We start from the raw sequence: 17,452 nt of genomic DNA, 5'->3' as shown, positions 1-17,452 counted from the left end.
TGCGCTTTGGTGGCATCCATGAATATCGACTGGGAGAAGCTCCGCCACAAGTAACGGAGCTAACAGGAGACCAGCAGATCATTTTGGAGGTATTGGGTGAGCGCTATCGGCAAATTTATTCCTAAATCAGGTGCGGAATGTCGGATCAAGCATCGCTCGCCAATTGAGCAATACATCCTCATCTAGATTTTTGAATTTAGTGTCTCGCAATAGTCGTTGAAAGCGTAGATACATATTTGATGTATGGTGTGCTGATTGTTCTTCAGCATAGGTTGCTAGTGTTTTTTTAAATCCATCCAGCAGTTTTGGTTCCATAGATAAAACATCCGGCATGAATGCAATGCTGACATCTTTATTCAACATCCAGTATTCTGAGTGAAAGTCAAAGCTGTATCCATCTTTTGATACTAATTTTTTTGAGCTGAATGTTGATGGGAGATCGTCATTTTCTTCCTCAATGTAATCATATTTATTCATTCATATCCTCTATTTTTTTGAGATTCAATAATTAGTCTCTGTAATTCTTCTTGCTCTTCAAGCACTAGCTTGTTTGTCTTATTGCGAATATGGCGTTCAACATATGGTTTGGCAGAGCTCTCTGATGTGTGCCCCATTTGATACATTCGGCTTTTTGCTTCTTCACTAGATGAAATAAAATTACGGTTACTGTTTGGGTCTTTAGATAGATCATTGTTTTTGTCAATTATTTCGGAGAACCACTGGTTCCAGTTATGCCTAAAATAATGTGGGTGGATCGATTTGAACCGCTCATCCACAGATTTCATTGTTGGCACGATGATACTGTCAAATGTGCTGGTCGATATTGGCTGTCCTTGAGTTTTCCCCTTCCTATGTGTAACAAACAAGTATGGATGCTTGTTCGCGTTCGGAGTCTTTGCCCGTATGTTTATGATGTAGTCATCAATGAGTGCCGCAGTTTCATCTCTAATTCGCAACATTCTTTCTTTCGTCTTTGCTACAGGCTGATTTTTGCGAGGATCATATATGTCATCATGGTGGCGTTTTACCCATATGAATTTTTGGGGGCCGTGAAGCATTAGAAAGTTCGATTCAATAGATAGTGAGAGTAACTCACCTCTTCGTATGCCTAGTTCTTTTAAAAGTAAAAACATAAGATGATTTCGCTTTTTTGTCGAAGCGTGTTTGAACGGATTTTTTGGGTGGTCAAATTGTGCCACAGCCATAAATTCCTCAATTAATCCATCTGGCAAGTCTTTACCATCTAGTTTATCTAAAACATTCTTACCTTTGCCTTTAGGGCGAACAGCAAGTATGCGCTTATTCATACTGTTAATTTCTGTGAGCAGTTTAGTGCTATTACAGTTCTGTACAGCTACTCTAGCAATGAAATCTAAATAACTTGCAATAGCTGTCACACGATTGTAAATGTTATTACGTCCCACTGTGGGGGTGACACTGATTAGTCTTGGGGTGTTAAATAAATCAATGACCTTATCTCTGGTTTTTTTGCTTTTAGCTAAGCCTTTGAAATGAGAAATATCATGACTGAGATGTTCTCTGATGTTGTCAATGTCAGTGTCGCTAAGAAACTTACCTTTCTGAAACTCAGAGAACAGGTCTCTGTGTTTATTTTCTTCCCATTGAAGAAACCACTTTAATGCACCTAGGCGATTTGAAATGGTATTCACCGACAAGCTGCTACGAAGTTTTGTTGTCACCCAGAGGGTTGCAAGAAAATGAGGCATACCATCATTGCCCATTAAGACTGGATAACGTTCACCATTTGCAAAAATCAATCTATCTAGCTTGTACACTGTGCATCCTAATCTTACATTTTCCTCATACATAAAGTTATAGTGCTGAAAATCGCGATGGCAAGTGAAATGCAAAAATAAAAAAACCCAGCATTTCTGCTGGGTTGCTTTGCACTCAAGATGGTGAAAGTGATTTATTCTTACACTTTCATCTTTTACAAGATCTAGAACGGAATATCGTCGTCGAAATCCATCGGCGGTTCGTTGTAGACCGGCGGGGCGGATTGCGGCTGCTGGGCCGGACGGCCGTAACCGCCTTGCGGTTGCATGTTCTGCTGCGGGGCAGCAGGACGTTGCATGTTCTGTTGCGGTGCAGACTGTTGCGGCTGGCCCCAGTTGCCCTGGGATGACTGGCCGCCCATGCCCTGGCCACCGCCCTGCGGACGGCCACCCAGCATCTGCATCACACCGGTGAAGCTGTCGACCAGCACCTCGGTGGTGTAGCGCTCCTGGCCGCTCTGATCCTGCCATTTGCGGGTCTGGAGCTTGCCTTCCACATAGACCTGGGAGCCCTTCTTCAGGTACTCGCCGGCCACTTCGGCCAGCTTGCCCATGAAGACGACACGGTGCCATTCGGTGCGCTCTTTCTGCTCACCGGTCTGCTTGTCGCGCCAGGTATCGGAGGTGGCCAGGGTGATGTTAGTCACGGCACCGCCGCTCGGCATGTAGCGCACTTCCGGGTCTTGCCCCAGGTTACCGATCAGAATGACTTTGTTGATGCCTCGACTGGCCATAATCTCTCTTCCACCCTTATGTATACCGGCCAGGCCAGATGCCTGGGCCCATTCAATAATGCGTTTGTTTGCAACGAGATGCGCGCCCTGGCTGGGTGTCATCTCTCTTCAGTGTCCTGGCTGCGCCGGAGCTTGCCGGCAGAGGCGTCATGGATCGGCCGCAGCGTTTGGCCGCCATAGTACCAGTTGGCGGGCATGAGCGCACATCTTCCCTGCCACTGTGGCGTCAATGGATCGCCACAGCCTGAGTAACTTACCCGAGGTAAGGTGTCACCAGCAAGGGGAGGCGGCTGGGGCAGGCTGCGTGAAGAGGGCGGAGCTGTTATGGTGCGCACCGGCACTACTTGACCCCCCAAATGGGGGGGGCGTGCTAGCCAATTGTATTGGCTGGAAAATTGCTGGGCTTCAAAGGAGCCACCGATGCGTCTAATACTTTTTTAATGCTGCAGCCAGGAGGGGGATTGGTACTCTTCCTTGCCAAAAAGCCCCGACTCGAATGTGCAAGGAAGTTCTCTTGATGACGCCCGACTCCCTCCTGGTGCTGATCACCGAAAATAACGCACAAGCCTCCCGTTTCCAGCGTCACCTCAGTGAAGAGCTTGGTCTGCCCATCTTGCTGGTGGGGGAGCTGAATGACCTGCCAGACGTTGCAGAGGGCGCCCCCAAAACCTTGCTGCTGATCGATCTGGACTACCTCAAGTCGACCCAGCAGGAGCTGTGGAGCAATGCCATCTGCCAGCGCTTTGGCGAGGCCAGTGCCGTGTTGCTCAATGCCCCGACCAGCACCAACAAAGAGCTGCTGCTGATGTGGCCCCATACCAGCGGGCTCTTCTTTCGTCAGGACACGCTGGACAGGTTGGTCTTCGGCATCCGCAAGGTGTTGCAGGGGGAGTACTGGATCCCGCGCCACCTGCTGTGCGACCTGGTGGACTACTACCGCAAGGGGAGCGGGCAACCTCAGCGTCAGCAGACGCTGCTGACCGCCCGCGAGCAGGAGATCGTGCGTCACCTGATGACGGGGGCCTCCAACACCGAGATCGCCGACAGCCTGTTCGTGAGCGAACACACCGTCAAATCCCATCTCTACAACGTCTTCAAGAAGCTGAACGTCAAGAACCGGTTGCAGGCGGTGAGCTGGGCCAAGGAGTATCTCTGAGGAAGGGGCACGGAAGGAAAGACTGTCTATTCATCCAGTAGTCTCTATGCCATACTGGCCCGCTCTGGTTCCCGTATCGAGCGCGCAACAAGATGGAAAAAATCGTGATCCGGGGTGCCCGCACCCACAACCTCAAGAACATCAACCTGATCCTGCCACGTGACAAGCTGATCGTGGTGACCGGCCTGTCCGGTTCGGGCAAATCCTCCCTGGCGTTCGATACCCTCTATGCCGAGGGGCAGCGCCGCTATGTGGAATCGCTTTCCGCCTATGCCCGCCAGTTCCTCTCCCTGATGGAGAAGCCGGACGTGGACCACATCGAGGGGCTGTCGCCTGCCATCTCCATCGAGCAGAAGTCCACCTCCCACAACCCGCGCTCGACCGTCGGCACCATCACCGAGATTTACGACTACCTGCGGCTGCTGTTCGCCCGGGTCGGGGAGCCACGCTGCCCGACCCACGCCATTCCGCTCGCGGCCCAGACCATCAGCCAGATGGTGGATCAGGTGCTGGCCCAGCCCGAAGGCGCCAAGCTGATGCTGCTGGCCCCCGTGGTGCGCAACCGCAAGGGGGAGCACACCAAGCTGCTGGAGAACCTGGCGGCCCAGGGTTACATCCGCGCCCGCATCGACGGCGAAGTGTGCGATCTGTCGGATCCTCCCGCGCTGGAGCTGCACAAGAAGCACACCATCGAGGTGGTGGTGGACAGATTCAAGGTGCGCGATGACCTGGCCCTGCGCCTGGCCGAATCGTTCGAAACGGCGCTGACTCTCTCCGGCGGCATCGTGCTGGTGGTGCCGATGGACGGGGAGGATGAGGTTGCCCCCATGACCTTCTCCGCCAACTTCGCCTGCCCCGAGTGCGGTTACTCCATGTCGGAGCTGGAGCCCCGGATCTTCTCCTTCAACAACCCGGCGGGGGCCTGCCCCACCTGTGACGGTCTCGGGGTGCAGCAGTATTTCGATCCCGCCAAGCTCATCCATGATCCAGGCCAGAGCCTGGCTGGCGGCGCCATCCGTGGTTGGGACAAGCGCAGCTTCTACTACTTCCAGATGCTCAAATCCCTGGCCGATCACTACAAGTTCGACCTGGAGACCCCCTGGGAGGATCTGCCGCTCAAGACCCAGGAGGTGATCCTGCGTGGTTCCGGGCGCACCGAGATCGAGTTCCGCTACATGAATGACCGCGGCGACGTGGTGGTGCGCAAGCACCCGTTCGAGGGGATCCTGCACAACATAGAGCGCCGCTACCGGGAGACCGAATCCAACGCGGTGCGGGAAGAGCTGGCCAAATACATCGCCAACAAGTCCTGTACCAGTTGCGGTGGCAGCCGACTGCGGGAAGAAGCCCGCCACGTCTTCGTGGACAATCGCAACCTGCCCGCCATCGCCGAGCAGTCCATCGGCGATGCCCTGGCCTTCTTCGAAGGGTTGAACCTGTCCGGTCAGCGTGCCCAGATAGCGGACAAGATCCTCAAGGAGATCGTCGAGCGGCTCGGCTTCCTGGTGAACGTCGGCCTCAACTATCTGAGCCTGTCGCGCAGTGCAGAGACCCTCTCCGGTGGTGAGGCGCAGCGGATCCGGCTGGCCAGTCAGATCGGGGCTGGCCTGGTGGGGGTCATGTACGTGCTGGACGAGCCTTCCATCGGCCTGCATCAGCGTGACAACGAGCGGCTGCTCAAGACCCTGACTCACCTGCGTGATCTCGGCAACACAGTGATCGTGGTGGAGCACGATGAGGATGCCATTCGCCTCGCCGACCATGTGCTCGACATCGGCCCGGGGGCTGGCGTGCACGGCGGTGCCATCGTCGCCCAGGGGACGCCGGAGGAGATCATCGCGAACCCCGAGTCCCTGACCGGTGACTACCTCTCCGGGCGCAAGCAGATCGCCATCCCGGCCGAGCGCACCCCGCTCACTGGCAAGTGGCTGAAATTGAAAGGGGCGAGCGGCAACAACCTGCGCAACGTCAACCTGGATCTGCCCATCGGAGTGATGACCTGCGTCACCGGCGTCTCCGGTTCCGGCAAGTCGACCCTGATCAACGACACCCTGTTCCGCATCGCCCACCGCGAGCTGAACAAGGCCACCGAGTCCACGCCTGCGCCCTATCGCAGCGTCGAGGGGCTGGAGCATCTGGACAAGGTGGTGGATATCGACCAGAGCCCCATCGGCCGCACCCCGCGCTCCAACCCGGCCACCTACACCGGCCTGTTCACCCCGATCCGCGAGCTGCTCTCCGGCACCCAGGAGGCGCGTTCCCGTGGCTACCAGCCGGGCCGCTTCTCCTTCAACGTGAAGGGGGGACGCTGCGAGGCGTGCCAGGGGGACGGGGTCATCAAGGTGGAGATGCACTTCCTGCCGGACGTCTACGTGCCGTGCGACGTCTGCAAGGGCAAGCGCTACAACCGCGAGACCCTGGAGGTGAAGTACAAGGGCAAGAACATCCACGAAATCCTCGAGATGACGGTGGAAGATGCCCGTGCCTTCTTCGATCCGGTGCCGGCGGTGGCGCGCAAGCTGCAGACCCTGATGGACGTGGGCCTCTCCTACATCCGGCTCGGTCAGTCCGCTACCACGCTCTCTGGCGGCGAGGCGCAGCGGGTCAAGCTGGCGCGGGAGCTCTCCAAGCGGGACACCGGCCAGACCCTCTACATCCTGGACGAACCGACCACGGGGCTGCACTTCCACGATATCCAGCAGTTGCTCAAGGTACTGCACCAACTGCGGGATCGGGGCAACACCATCGTCATCATCGAGCACAACCTGGACGTCATCAAAACCGCGGACTGGATCGTTGATCTGGGCCCGGAAGGGGGCGCTGGTGGTGGCCGTATTCTGGTGACGGGTACGCCTGAGGAGATGAGCCGTTGCAAGGAGTCCCACACGGCGCGCTTCCTCGCTCCTCTACTGGAGAAATAAGCGTCACTCGAGAAAAAGGGGCCAAGGCCCCTTTTTTGTTGGCCGGTGGCGAGGTGCGCCGATCTGGCGCCCGGCCAGGGATGAGAGGGAGAACAGAGGGACTCGTCCGGCAGACTCAGTGTGTCAGCATCAGGAAGGCGAGGGCGAACAGGAAACCCAGCAGAATGAAGAGGAAGGAACCTATCCCCCAGATGGCGGCAAGAATGCCGAGAATTTTGTCTTTGCGTGTCTGTGGTTTCATAAAATTCAAATTACAGCGTGGTTACATCGCATTAATAAAATACGCCCCGGGGCATAATTAAACAACAATTGAAAGGTGATATGAAGGTGTTTAAGGTGTATTTAATTGGTATTTTACATTTCATGATGATGCGGTAATTTAAGGCATCATCATGTATTTGAATGACTTTTTATTTTCATCTGCGGTTTGACTGCCCAATCAAAGCTGCTGTGTACATCTATCTATTTCTTGATAACTATTGAGCTAAATCAATAACCGGTCATTCACATCCTTTTATAGTTTTCGGGCTTGCAACATAGAAAGAAAACAAAAAAGGAATAATGTGATGACAAAGATCCTTCCTCTGTTAATCGCAGCCGCTTTTGCTTCCCCCGTCGCCATGGCACATCAGGCCGGTGACATCTTGGTCCGTGGTGGCCTGGCGTTCGTCTCTCCCCAGACCAGCAGTGACAACGTGCTGGGGACGGGCGAGCTGGAGATCGACAGCAACATGCAGCTTGGCCTGACCCTCTCCTACATGTTGACGGACAACTGGGGTGTCGAGCTGCTGGCCGCGACCCCCTTCTCCCACTCGGTGTCGACTGCCGGCCTGGGTGAGGTCGCCAAGGTCAAACACCTGCCGCCGACTCTGATGGCGCAGTACTACTTCGGTGATGCCAACAGTAAGGTGCGCCCCTATGTGGGTGCCGGTATCAACTACACTACCTTCTTCGACGAGGAAGGGCGCGGTGCCCTGGCCGGGACGGATGTGAGCGTGGACTCCTCTTGGGGGATGGCGGGTCAGGTGGGCCTGGACATGGCGATCAATGACCGCTGGTTCGTCAACGCCTCTGCTTGGCTCATCGACATCGATACCGATGTGCATACCGCCGTGGGTACCATCAACACCTCCATCGATCCGGTGGCCTTCATGTTCGGCGTCGGCTATCGCTTCTGATGACAAACGTGGCCGGTGCACGGCCATGACAACCAAGCATGTCTCTTTGGCCCGGCTCTGTTCGGGCCCTTTTCTGCCTGCCATGTCACGCCAACTGTGATCTGGCCCGCCATCGCGTCACGAACCGCTATTCCATTGCACCCCGCTGCCGATAACCTCGGCATTCACCCCTTTCCCCAACGAGTGAGGATGCCTCCATGGGTTTATCTATTGTGCAGCGGATCATCGCCGGCTTCGTGCTGATGCTGTTGTTGCTGGTTCTGCTCGGCTTCATCAGTATCCTGAAGATCCGGGGGATCAACGAGGGGCTCTCCCAGGTTTCTGATCGTGCCACCCCCCTGGTGATCGCGGTCGCCGGGCTCAAGGGCGCTCTGCAGGACAGCAACCGCTGGGTGCTCACCTACAGAACCAGCGAGGAGGCGGCCCAGTTGCCGCAACTGGCCAGCCAGTTCAAGGCGCAGCAGGAGCGTTTCCTGGCCCAGAGCAAGGAGATGGCCCGGTTTGACGGGGTGGCCGAGGCGAGCGAGCGGTTCCGCCAGGTCGACGGGGCGACCCGTGAGTTCTACGGTCTGGCGGATCAGGTGCTGACCCAGCACGGCCAGTGGGTGGCCGCACTCGATCGGCGCCATGAACTGGAGCTGGCGTTCATCCGGCTGGAAGATACCTACCAGTGGGCCGCCGATCTGTTGCTGCAGCAGACCGCGAGCAAACGCTCCATGCGCAACAAGGCCGAACTCATCACCTCCGGCATTGCCCGGGATCTGAAAAACATCCGCCGGGCCGATGCCAAGACCGATCTCAATGAATTGGAGAAGGTGCTCGGCAAGGATATCGAGATGGCACGCAAACGGCTCGAACGGGTGCAGGTGCCCGATGACGTGAGGCAGCGTTTCATCGTCAACCTCGATCGGATGCAGGAGCTGGCCCTCGGCCCGAAAGGGTTGCTGGCGACCATGCGCAATGGCCAGCAACTGGCGGCCTCGCTGCAGTCCCTGAACCAGCAGCTCGACACCAGTCTGGTCAACAGCCTGGCGCTGCTGGACGAGATGGCCAAATCGGCGGGCAGCATTGCCAGCGCGAGCCGGATCGGGGCGGATGACGCCGTCAGCAGCGCCAGCGCCTGGATCCTGATCGTGTCGGCCATCTCCGCGGCCGCCGCGCTCCTCATCGGTTACACCACAGCCCGCAGCATCCAGCGTCCGCTGCAACTCATCGATCGGGAGCTGGATCGCATGGCCACGGGTGACATGACCCGGCGCATCGACTACCAGAGCCGCTGCGAGTTCGGCAGCCTGACCCGCTCGATCAATACCCTGGCAGACAAGACTGGCGAACTGCTCGCCCAGATCAATGCCGGCTCGCGCCATCTGGTGGACGAGGCGAGCCGCGCCGCCGAGATAAGCGAGCGGGCCATGTCACGGGTGCAGGATCAGAAGAGCCAGACCGATCAGGTGGCTGCCGCCATCACCGAGCTGGAGGTGAGTGCGACCGAGGTGGCGCGCTCCACTGACGGCACCAAGCGCGAGGTGGACCTGGCGGACGAAGAGGCCCGCGCCGGACGCAAACAGGTGGCGACTACGCGCCAGATCACCGAACAACTGGCGGGTGCCATGGAAGAGGCGGTCGGCATCACCCACAAGCTGGGGGAGTTCAGCGACAACATCGGCAGCATCCTCGACGTGATCCGCAGCATCGCCGAGCAGACCAACCTGCTGGCGCTGAACGCGGCCATCGAGGCGGCCCGGGCGGGGGACGCCGGTCGCGGCTTCGCGGTGGTGGCGGACGAGGTACGGGCACTGGCGAACCGGACCCAGACCTCGACCGAGGAGATCCAGGCCATGATCGAGAACCTGCAAAGTTCCAGCAAGCACGTGGTGGCCGTGATGGCGCGCAGCCAGGAGCAGACCCAGGATTGCGTGGCCCAGACCCGGGTGATGGACGAGGCGTTGCAATCCATTGCCGAGCGGATGAGTGCCATCAAGGCGATGGCGGATCAGGTGGCTCATGCCGCCCAGGAACAGATCTCCGTGAGTCAGGGGGTTGCCCGTCATGTCGCCGGCATTGCGGATGTGGCTTACGAGACCGAGCGGGAGGCGCGGGAATCGGCCAGCAGCAGTGAGGTGCTGGCGGATCTGGTCGCCAAGCAGCAGCAATTGATCGCCCATTTCAAGGTGTAGGAGGACTTATGGCTAACAAGTGGATCGGGGCCCTGAGTCTCCTGTTGTGTGGCCAGCTGATGGCCAGCGAGCTGGTGATAGAGAGCTGGCGCATAGATGACAAGGCCTTGTGGGAACAGAAGATCATTCCTGCATTCGAGGCCGCCCACCCGGGTATTCAGGTGAAATTCAACGGGGTGCAGAACGTCGAGTACATGCCGACCCTCTGGGCCAGCCTCAAGGCGGGCAAGGCGGGGGATCTCATCACCTGCCGCCCGTTTGACGACTCCCTGGCCCTGTTCAAGGCGGGCCATCTGGTGGAGCTGAGCGAGATGGCGGGGATGGAGAACTTCCCGAGCTTTGCCCAATCCCCCTGGCAGACCGACAGTGGCGCCCAGACTTTCTGCGTACCCATGGCATCGGTGATTCACGGCTTCTTCTACAACAAGAAGATTTTCAGTGAGCTGGGGCTGACGGTTCCCCAGACCCGCGAGGCATTCTTCGCGGCCCTGGACAAGGTGAAGGCGGATGGTCGCTATGTTCCCCTCGCCGTGAGCGGCTCGGAGAGCTGGGTTGCCTCCGAGCTCGGTTTCCAGAACATAGGCCCCAACTACTGGAAGGGGGAGGATGGTCGATTGGCGCTGATCGGGGGCCAGGAGCGCTTCAACAACCCGCAATACGTCAAGGTGTTCGAGGAGCTGGCCCGCTGGCGTGACTACCTGGGGGAGGGGGGCGAGAGCCGCGACTACGCCACCACCAACGAGCTGTTCACCTCGGGTAAGGCTGCCTTCTATGCTGCGGGATCCTGGGAGATCGCCCCCTTCACCGGCAAGGTGGACTTCGGTGTCATGCGCCCGCCCGTGGCAAAGCAGGGGGATGGCTGTTTCTTCACCGATCACACCGACATCGGTATGGGGATGAATCCGGCCAGCAAGAACAAGGAGGCCGCCATGACCTTCCTGCAGTGGCTGACCACTCCCCAGTTTGCCGAGCTCTATACCAACTCGCTGCCCGGCTTCTTCTCGCTCTCCAACCACTTCTTTGAAGCCACCAATCCGGCGGCCAGAGAGATGATGGAGTGGCGGGATCAGTGCGATTCCACCATCCGGGTTGCCACCCAGATCCTCTCCCGCGGCACTCCCAAGCTCGGGGATGAACTGGCCGAGGTGAGCCAGCAGGTATTGCTGGGAACCGTGGCACCCAAGGCGGCGGCCGATCGCCTGGAACAGGGGTTGAAAGGGTGGTATGCCCCCCATCAGGGCAACCAGGGCAAGGGACAGGAGTGTCAGTGTGAGGCGAGCGTGCCTGCCGTCCCTGTGTCGGGTGCCATCGGGACCGAGCCGGCTGCGCCTGTGGTGCCGGATGGACAAGCGCCTTCCGGAGCAAGCGCGACCCAGCCTCCGTCAGAACCGGTGTCCGGAGCCGTCGCTCCAGCGTCTCCTGCCGAAGTGGAGGAGGCGCTCGCCAGCGAACTGGAGGGGGCACAGCCCTGATGGTTCACCATGCAAAACGGGAGGCCAAGGCCTCCCGTTTTGCATCTGCGTGATGACCTGTCATTCCCGTGGCAAGCGGCACAGGCTGCCAATACGGGCCACCGGCACGAAACCCAGAGCGCGATAGACCCGCTGGGCGTGATAGTGCTCGTCTGCCACTATGATGAGCGAACTGGCCCGTGCCAGTCCTTGGCGTGCGACCTGGCTCAGCAACAGACGACAGAGCCCCCGGTTTCGCCACTCTGCGTGCGTGCGCACCAGTTGAAAGCGTCCCAGGGTGCCGGTGAAGAAGAGTCCGCAGCTGGCAACCAGTTGATCCTGGTGCCATAACCCCCACCACTGTCCGAGCCCGTCATCGATCATGGCCTGATAGAGCTGGCGGCGTGACAAGAGATAGGGAAGATAGCGCTCCTCCGAATGGGCGGGATCCCGCTCTGCCAGCTCGAAGGCGAGCCACTGATCCCAGTCCGCCGCGGTGAACGGGCGCGCCGGGGTCAGTTCGCTGCCGGTGGGGGCTTGCCACTCCATTGCATCCAGCGCCAGTACCACGCACTCCATGTATTGGTACCCCGCCGCTACGAACCCGGCGACCCGGCTGTTCTGGCCTGCGGCGAGGGGCCACTGGAAGGTGCGGTGGCGGATACGGGGATCCCAGCCAATCAGCCTGTCGAAACTGGCCTCGAGCCAGCCCTTGTCACGATCGCTTGGGGGGGTGGGCAGCAACAGGTAGTTGCCGAAGTAGTAGTCTGGAGAGCCCGGGGTGCGCACGGTCCAGAACGCATCATGATCCGTCACCTCGCCCTGATAGCGATCGAACAGCAGATCGGTGGCAAAACCGGGGTGATCTTCCATGATGGGGCTCCTGCAAACGCTTGAATTGCTTATCGGCAGGCGGGGAAAGAAGTTAAAAAAAGGCCGGGAAACCCGGCCAAACAATCACACGCAGATTCAGAACGTCCAGGACGATCCGCCCGCATCATAGCGTGCCTGACAGCATTTTGGGATGGGGTCGCTCATTACTTAGGTTGAATTGCAAAATAAAAAAATCGGCAATCCCCCTTGTCGCTGACAAATCGGTATTGACTTTGATCCGTTTTCTCATAAAGATAGAAAGACGTTTAGACGTCCAAACATCCGTTTTGGCGTGAAGGAATGGGTTGCAGGACAGGGAGAGAGCAGATGGGATTTCACAGCGCGCGTCAGGTTGAGGCACTCAACCAGAGTTTGGCGGATCTGGGTGGCGACATATCGGTCAGTTTCGAGTTTTTCCCGCCCAACAGCGAAGGGATGGAGAACACCCTCTGGCAGTCCATCGAGCGCCTGCAGGTGCTGGAGCCCAAATTCGTCTCTGTTACCTATGGCGCCAACTCGGGCACCCGGGACCGCACTCACAAGGTGATCAAGGACATCAAGGAGCGCACCGGGCTCATCGCCGCCCCGCACCTGACCTGTATCGACGCCAGCCGTGACGAGCTGCGCACCATTGCCCGTGATTACTGGAACAGCGGCATTCGCCATATCGTGGCCCTGCGCGGAGACTTGCCTCCCGGCCTCGACAAGCCTGACATGTATGCCACCGACCTGGTCGCCCTGCTCAAATCCGAAGCCGATTTCGATATCTCGGTCGCCGCTTATCCGGAAGGCCACCCCGAGGCTCGCAGTGCGCAATCCGACCTGCTCAACCTCAAGCGCAAGATAGATGCCGGTGCCAACCGGGCTATTACCCAGTTCTTCTTCGATGTGGAGACCTATCTGCGTTTTCGGGATCGCTGCGCCGCCATCGGTATCGATGCGGAGATCGTGCCGGGGATACTGCCGGTCTCCAACTACCAGACCCTGGCCAAGTTTGCCGGTTTCACCAACGTGAAGATCCCGCGCTGGATGCACCAGCGTTTCGAAGGGCTGGAAAACGATCAGATGACGCGCAACATGGTGGGAGCCAGCATTGCCATCGACCAGGTGCGTGTGCTGAGTCAGGAAGGGGTGAAGGATTTCCACTTCTATACCCTGAACCGCTCAGAGCTGACCTACGCCATCTGTCACACACTGGGTGTGAGGCCGAAAGGTCAGGCCTGATCTGCGGCTCTGATACAGAAAAGCCAATGAGTCTTCTCATTGGCTTTTTGTTTTGGGCGACAGTCAGGGCCGGGTTGGCTGGATCTCCCTGGGCTCGAGATCGATGACTGCATTGCCGGCGGCACCGGGATACTGGTGATAGCTCTGGTCCTGCTCCAGGGTATAGAAGGTGTCGAGGTAGTCGTCGTTGTTGGTCATCCAGGAGTCCGGGAGTGCCTTGACGATACGACCGCCAAGGTCGAGGAAGGGCAGGGCCTCGGGTACGCCGCCCGCAGTGAAGCCGAGTTTGAGTGCGTCAATCAGGAGGGCACTCAGCTCCTTGTAATTGACGTTGTCATCCTGCTCCATCATGACCACGTCGACGGCTCCCCAGCGGTAGCGATCCCAATAGACCAGGATCTGGTTGGGGGTGTAGTCGGTGTTGTCGTAGTCGAGATAGGGCATGTCGACGATATCCACCACGGGCTCGTCCCTGCCAGGATTGACCCCGGCCACGACGGCATAGACCTCGGCGGCGCCCAGCAGCCAGGGCTCCTGATCATCGTTGAGCCTGATCTTCTTGAGAATGCTGGTCTTGAGGGGCGTGGTGTTGCTGGTGGCACGGGGCGTCACCTGCATGTCGGCGGCAGCCAGCGCCTTTCGCATCACCTTCAGGCCGGCATTCTTGGCTTTGACCGGATCTGCCTCCACCACCAGTACCGGCCGCGCCGGCGGCTGGTTCACATCGAGATAGATCGGGCTGCCGGCGCTGTCGAACGCCTCGATGGCGCTCCAGCTCTTTTCGTCACCACTTGGTATGTAGGCAACCAGTGGCTCAACCCCTTGTTGCAGTGCATCCGCCTGATCCGGATTGGCCAGCCGCAGTTGCATCAGTTCCCTGACCTCGCCATCCAGCCCTTGCCGACTGATGGCCGCCTGGTTGGCATCCCGAGCCTGGCGCTTCAGACGCGGGCTGGCCTTTGGCAGCAGGTTGGGCAGCGGGCTCTGGTATTCCTGATTGTTCAGGAGTGGCAGCAGGTTCTTCTGCTGCAGCGCGAGCTGGCGTGCCAGCTCCCGATCGGTGTCGGCAGCCTGGGTCGTGGTGGCGCCCAGCAGTGCCAGTAACAAAATGACAGCCTGATTCCTCATCTTCGTTCTCCAGTATTGAGTCTGACAACGGCGCTTGTCGGGAAGGATCTGCGCCGTTTTCTCACTAGAAAGGAATAAGGTTCATATGTGAACGCTCTTCTCAGGATTATGTGCTGCGTTTCACTGGAGTCTCCCCAGATGGTCAGGTCAGGCACGGAGCCGGTTGACTTGATGCAATGTCACTCCGATCAGCAATCCCCAGCAGGCAGACCCGACCCCGAGCAGGGTGATCCCCGAGGCAGTCACGAGGAAAGTCAGTAGCGCGGCTTCCCGCTCCTCGTCCTGCTGCAAGGCGCTGTGCAAGCTGCTGCCTATGGTGCCGAGCAGCGCCAGCCCGGCCACGCAGGTGACCAGCACCGCAGGGAATGCGCTGAACAGGGCAACCACGGTGGCACCGAAACAGCCTGTGAGCAGGTAGAAACATCCAGCCCACACGGCAGCAGGCCAGCGTCGAGTGACATCGTGATCCACTTCCTTGCCCATGCAGATGGCGGCAGTGATGGCGGCCAGGTTGAAGGCATAGCCGCCAAACGGTGCCAGCAGCACGCCGATGAATCCGGTCCAGCCAATCAGGGAAGAAGTGGCCGGTTGATAGCCGTGGGCGCGCAGGATGGCAATGCCCGGTATGTTTTGCGAGGTCATGGTAACGAGAAAGAGCGGGAGTGCGATGCCGAGCAGGGCGTCGATGGAAAAGGCTGGCGAGATCCAGACCGGGGTGGAAAGTTGCCAGTGAACCTCGTTGAGTTGCAGCTCGCCCCTCAGGGTGCAGAGCAGCATGCCGGCCGCCAGGACCAGCACCATGGTGTAGCGGGGCCAGAGGTGGCGACCCAGCAAGAAAGCCAGTAGCAAGGTGCCAAGCAGCAGAGGATCTTGCGGTGCCACCTTGAAGAGATCCAGCCCGAACCTGAGCAAGACTCCGGCCAGCATGGCGGCCGCCAGTGGGGCGGGAATGTGACGCATCAGCCTGTCGAACCAGCCGCTGATGCCGCAGAGGGTGATCAGCAGTGAAGAGATGATGAAGGCGCCGATGGCCTCCGCCAGACTGAAGTTCCCCAGGCTGGTGATGAGCAGGGCGGCACCCGGGGTGGACCAGGCCGTCAAGACAGGCATCCGGTAATAGAGGGAGAGGCCGATGCAGCTGACCCCCATGCCGATACCCAGTGTCCATAACCAGGAAGAGACCTGGGCTGCATCGGCACCGGCGGCCGTGGCGGCCTGGATGATCAAGATGACAGAACTCGTGTAACCCACCAATACGGCGATGAGTCCCGCGACCATGTGGGGGAGGGCTAGGGGCATGGGAAACTTCCTTGTGGATGCTGATAGCTTGTGCGCTATTGCGTACAATGTGGTTTTGACTATAACGCTGTGCGTTATGGCGCACAATATGGCTCGAAGAAATCGGAGAACAGATGCAGGAGATGAGTCGCTATCTGGCCCAGCGATTGAAAGGGCTGCGCACTGAAAGAGGATGGAGCCTGGATATGGCCGCCCGTGAAACGGGGGTGAGCAAGGCCATGCTGGGACAGATCGAGCGAGGTGAATCCAGCCCGACGGTGGCAACATTGTGGAAGATTGCCACCGGTTTTCGGGTCTCTTTCTCCAGTTTCATTGAGCCGACACCAGCGGCACAGGGAGAGACGGTATACCGTATTGCCGATGATATTCGACAGCAGCCGGCGGGAGAGGGGATGCAGGTTGCCCCGCTTTTCCCCTATGAGGCCCGCTTTGGTTTCGAGTTGTTCGAACTGACCCTGCTACCTGGCTACCAGCGGGAGTCAGAACCCCATGAACCCGGAGTGACCGAACATGTCATCGTCATCAGCGGTGTGATGGAGGTACTGGTTGACGGGGCGTGGCGTTCCCTCGATCAGGGTGAGGCCGTCCGATTTGCAGCGGACCGTACCCATGGCTATCGCAATCTTGGGGTCGCTCCCGCCATCTTCCACAATCTGATCCACTATCCGGCCATGGCCACGCGATGATTAGCCGGGGCGGCCATCCGCCCTGGGACTGGTCAGTATGGGGGTATAAACCCAGATGAACAGACCGTAGGCGGCAACCCAGCTCCATCCGCTGAGGTTCCATCCCGTGAGGGTGAGATTTGGCCAAAAGAGAGGGAGCAAGACCCGCAACAGCGCGGACAGGATCACCAGTGCAAATGCCGCCGTGATCCTGCGTCCTATCTGCAGGGCTCTGCCACTGTGTCCGAGGGATACACGGGCTATCATCCCGAGGATCATGGCCCCCATGCTGCCCGCGCTGAACAGATGGCTGGCCAGTGACAAGGCAATCGGCCAGCCAGCCGTGCGTGCCGCCAGGGCGGTCAGCCCCAGTGGGATAAAGAGGTAGGCCAGGTGAAGCGACCACAGCAGGGGCTGGGCCAACGTGGTTCCGGGTCGCCAGCGCAGCTGCCTGTAGAGGTGAGCCCCTGCCGCCACTATATATAGAGGGAACATCTGAATTCCGATGACCCACTGTGTCGGGAGCACCAACCAGAGCAGCAGGATGAGCCACAGAGACGCGAGGGCAATGCGCTCCAGCCACGGCAGTGGTAATGCTTTTTCCGTCCCAGTGGCTCTGGCGGTAAAGAAGGGAATGACACGTCCTCCCATGACGGCAATCAGGGTCGTGAAGAGGAGCACGGTTGCAAGCAGGATATGTTCCACCAATGGCCATTCGGCATGCCACCGCCAGCAAGCGGTATTGAGCAGGGTCAACACGAGAAGCAGGGGAACAAAAAAGAGATTGCGCCACTGGCGCGTCACTATGATGGGTCTGGCGAGGAACCACGTACAGAGGGGCAACCAGGCC

General features: G+C 58.6%; 15 protein-coding genes. 7 read left to right on the top strand and 8 right to left on the bottom strand.

What is annotated here, in order from left to right:
* Positions 1 to 126: 126 nt before the first annotated feature.
* The 3 genes from J9893_RS20360 to J9893_RS20350 form a co-directional block, all read right to left on the bottom strand.
* Positions 127 to 477, bottom strand: a complete 351-nt coding sequence (locus tag J9893_RS20360) for a hypothetical protein (protein WP_210600701.1) — start codon at positions 475 to 477, stop codon at positions 127 to 129.
* A complete protein-coding gene (locus J9893_RS22110) occupies positions 474 to 1,796 on the bottom strand; it encodes a site-specific integrase (protein WP_041207317.1) in 1,323 nt (440 codons plus the stop codon). Before J9893_RS22110 ends, J9893_RS20360 begins: the two co-directional genes overlap by 4 nt.
* A gap of 164 nt (positions 1,797 to 1,960) precedes the next feature.
* Positions 1,961 to 2,530, bottom strand: coding sequence for a single-stranded DNA-binding protein (locus J9893_RS20350; protein WP_104452170.1), 570 nt, complete (start codon positions 2,528 to 2,530; stop codon positions 1,961 to 1,963).
* A 517-nt stretch (positions 2,531 to 3,047) separates the two neighbouring features.
* Between J9893_RS20350 and J9893_RS20345 the strand changes: the two genes are divergently transcribed.
* Together J9893_RS20345 and uvrA are read left to right on the top strand one after the other, a co-directional pair.
* Complete coding sequence (locus J9893_RS20345; RefSeq protein WP_010674213.1) at positions 3,048 to 3,686, top strand: LuxR C-terminal-related transcriptional regulator; 639 nt, start codon at positions 3,048 to 3,050, stop codon at positions 3,684 to 3,686.
* Between the two features lie 92 nt (positions 3,687 to 3,778).
* Entirely contained in the window at positions 3,779 to 6,607 is a 2,829-nt protein-coding gene (gene uvrA, locus J9893_RS20340) for an excinuclease ABC subunit UvrA (RefSeq protein ID WP_210600704.1), read from the top strand.
* Positions 6,608 to 6,722: 115 nt separating this feature from the next.
* Here uvrA and J9893_RS22010 read toward each other — a convergent pair whose 3' ends face one another.
* Positions 6,723 to 6,848 carry a hypothetical protein gene (locus tag J9893_RS22010; RefSeq protein WP_010674215.1) on the bottom strand — a complete coding sequence of 42 codons (126 nt, stop codon included), beginning with the start codon at positions 6,846 to 6,848 and terminating at the stop codon, positions 6,723 to 6,725.
* Between the two features lie 325 nt (positions 6,849 to 7,173).
* Between J9893_RS22010 and J9893_RS20335 the strand changes: the two genes are divergently transcribed.
* The 3 genes from J9893_RS20335 (at position 7,174) to J9893_RS20325 (ending at position 11,434) form a co-directional block, all read left to right on the top strand.
* Positions 7,174 to 7,785: an OmpW family outer membrane protein gene (locus J9893_RS20335; RefSeq protein ID WP_119197210.1), complete on the top strand. Its 612-nt coding sequence runs from the start codon at positions 7,174 to 7,176 to the stop codon at positions 7,783 to 7,785.
* A 197-nt stretch (positions 7,786 to 7,982) separates the two neighbouring features.
* On the top strand, positions 7,983 to 9,962 hold the full coding sequence (locus J9893_RS20330; protein WP_143236980.1) for a methyl-accepting chemotaxis protein: 1,980 nt from the start codon (positions 7,983 to 7,985) through the stop codon (positions 9,960 to 9,962).
* Positions 9,963 to 9,970: 8 nt separating this feature from the next.
* Positions 9,971 to 11,434: an ABC transporter substrate-binding protein gene (locus J9893_RS20325; RefSeq protein WP_143236981.1), complete on the top strand. Its 1,464-nt coding sequence runs from the start codon at positions 9,971 to 9,973 to the stop codon at positions 11,432 to 11,434.
* 60 nt (positions 11,435 to 11,494) lie between these two features.
* Here J9893_RS20325 and J9893_RS20320 read toward each other — a convergent pair whose 3' ends face one another.
* The gene (locus J9893_RS20320; RefSeq protein ID WP_210600705.1) at positions 11,495 to 12,286 is read right to left on the bottom strand and encodes a GNAT family N-acetyltransferase; all 792 of its coding nucleotides are present in this window, start codon (positions 12,284 to 12,286) and stop codon (positions 11,495 to 11,497) included.
* 327 nt (positions 12,287 to 12,613) lie between these two features.
* On the opposite strand from J9893_RS20320, the gene metF reads away from it, so the two are divergent.
* Entirely contained in the window at positions 12,614 to 13,510 is an 897-nt protein-coding gene (gene metF, locus J9893_RS20315; protein ID WP_010674220.1) for a methylenetetrahydrofolate reductase, read from the top strand.
* 63 nt (positions 13,511 to 13,573) lie between these two features.
* Here the strand turns inward: metF and J9893_RS20310 are convergent, their stop codons facing one another.
* Both J9893_RS20310 and J9893_RS20305 read right to left on the bottom strand, forming a co-directional pair.
* Positions 13,574 to 14,638, bottom strand: coding sequence for a DUF3103 family protein (locus J9893_RS20310; RefSeq protein WP_128296906.1), 1,065 nt, complete (start codon positions 14,636 to 14,638; stop codon positions 13,574 to 13,576).
* Between the two features lie 147 nt (positions 14,639 to 14,785).
* Complete coding sequence (locus J9893_RS20305; protein ID WP_235690574.1) at positions 14,786 to 15,937, bottom strand: benzoate/H(+) symporter BenE family transporter; 1,152 nt, start codon at positions 15,935 to 15,937, stop codon at positions 14,786 to 14,788.
* Positions 15,938 to 16,050: 113 nt separating this feature from the next.
* Between J9893_RS20305 and J9893_RS20300 the strand changes: the two genes are divergently transcribed.
* On the top strand, positions 16,051 to 16,623 hold the full coding sequence (locus J9893_RS20300; RefSeq protein WP_010674223.1) for an XRE family transcriptional regulator: 573 nt from the start codon (positions 16,051 to 16,053) through the stop codon (positions 16,621 to 16,623).
* On the opposite strand, the gene J9893_RS20295 is transcribed toward J9893_RS20300, so the two are convergent.
* On the bottom strand, positions 16,624 to 17,452 hold an 829-nt coding region (locus J9893_RS20295; protein ID WP_210621936.1), incomplete at its 5' end, for an NnrS family protein.

This window comes from Aeromonas sp. MaB10011B (assembly GCF_017939325.1).
Taxonomy (GTDB): Bacteria; Pseudomonadota; Gammaproteobacteria; order Enterobacterales; family Aeromonadaceae; genus Aeromonas; species Aeromonas caviae.
Note: the sequence above shows the minus strand (reverse complement) of the source record. Positions and strands in the feature narration are given on the sequence as shown.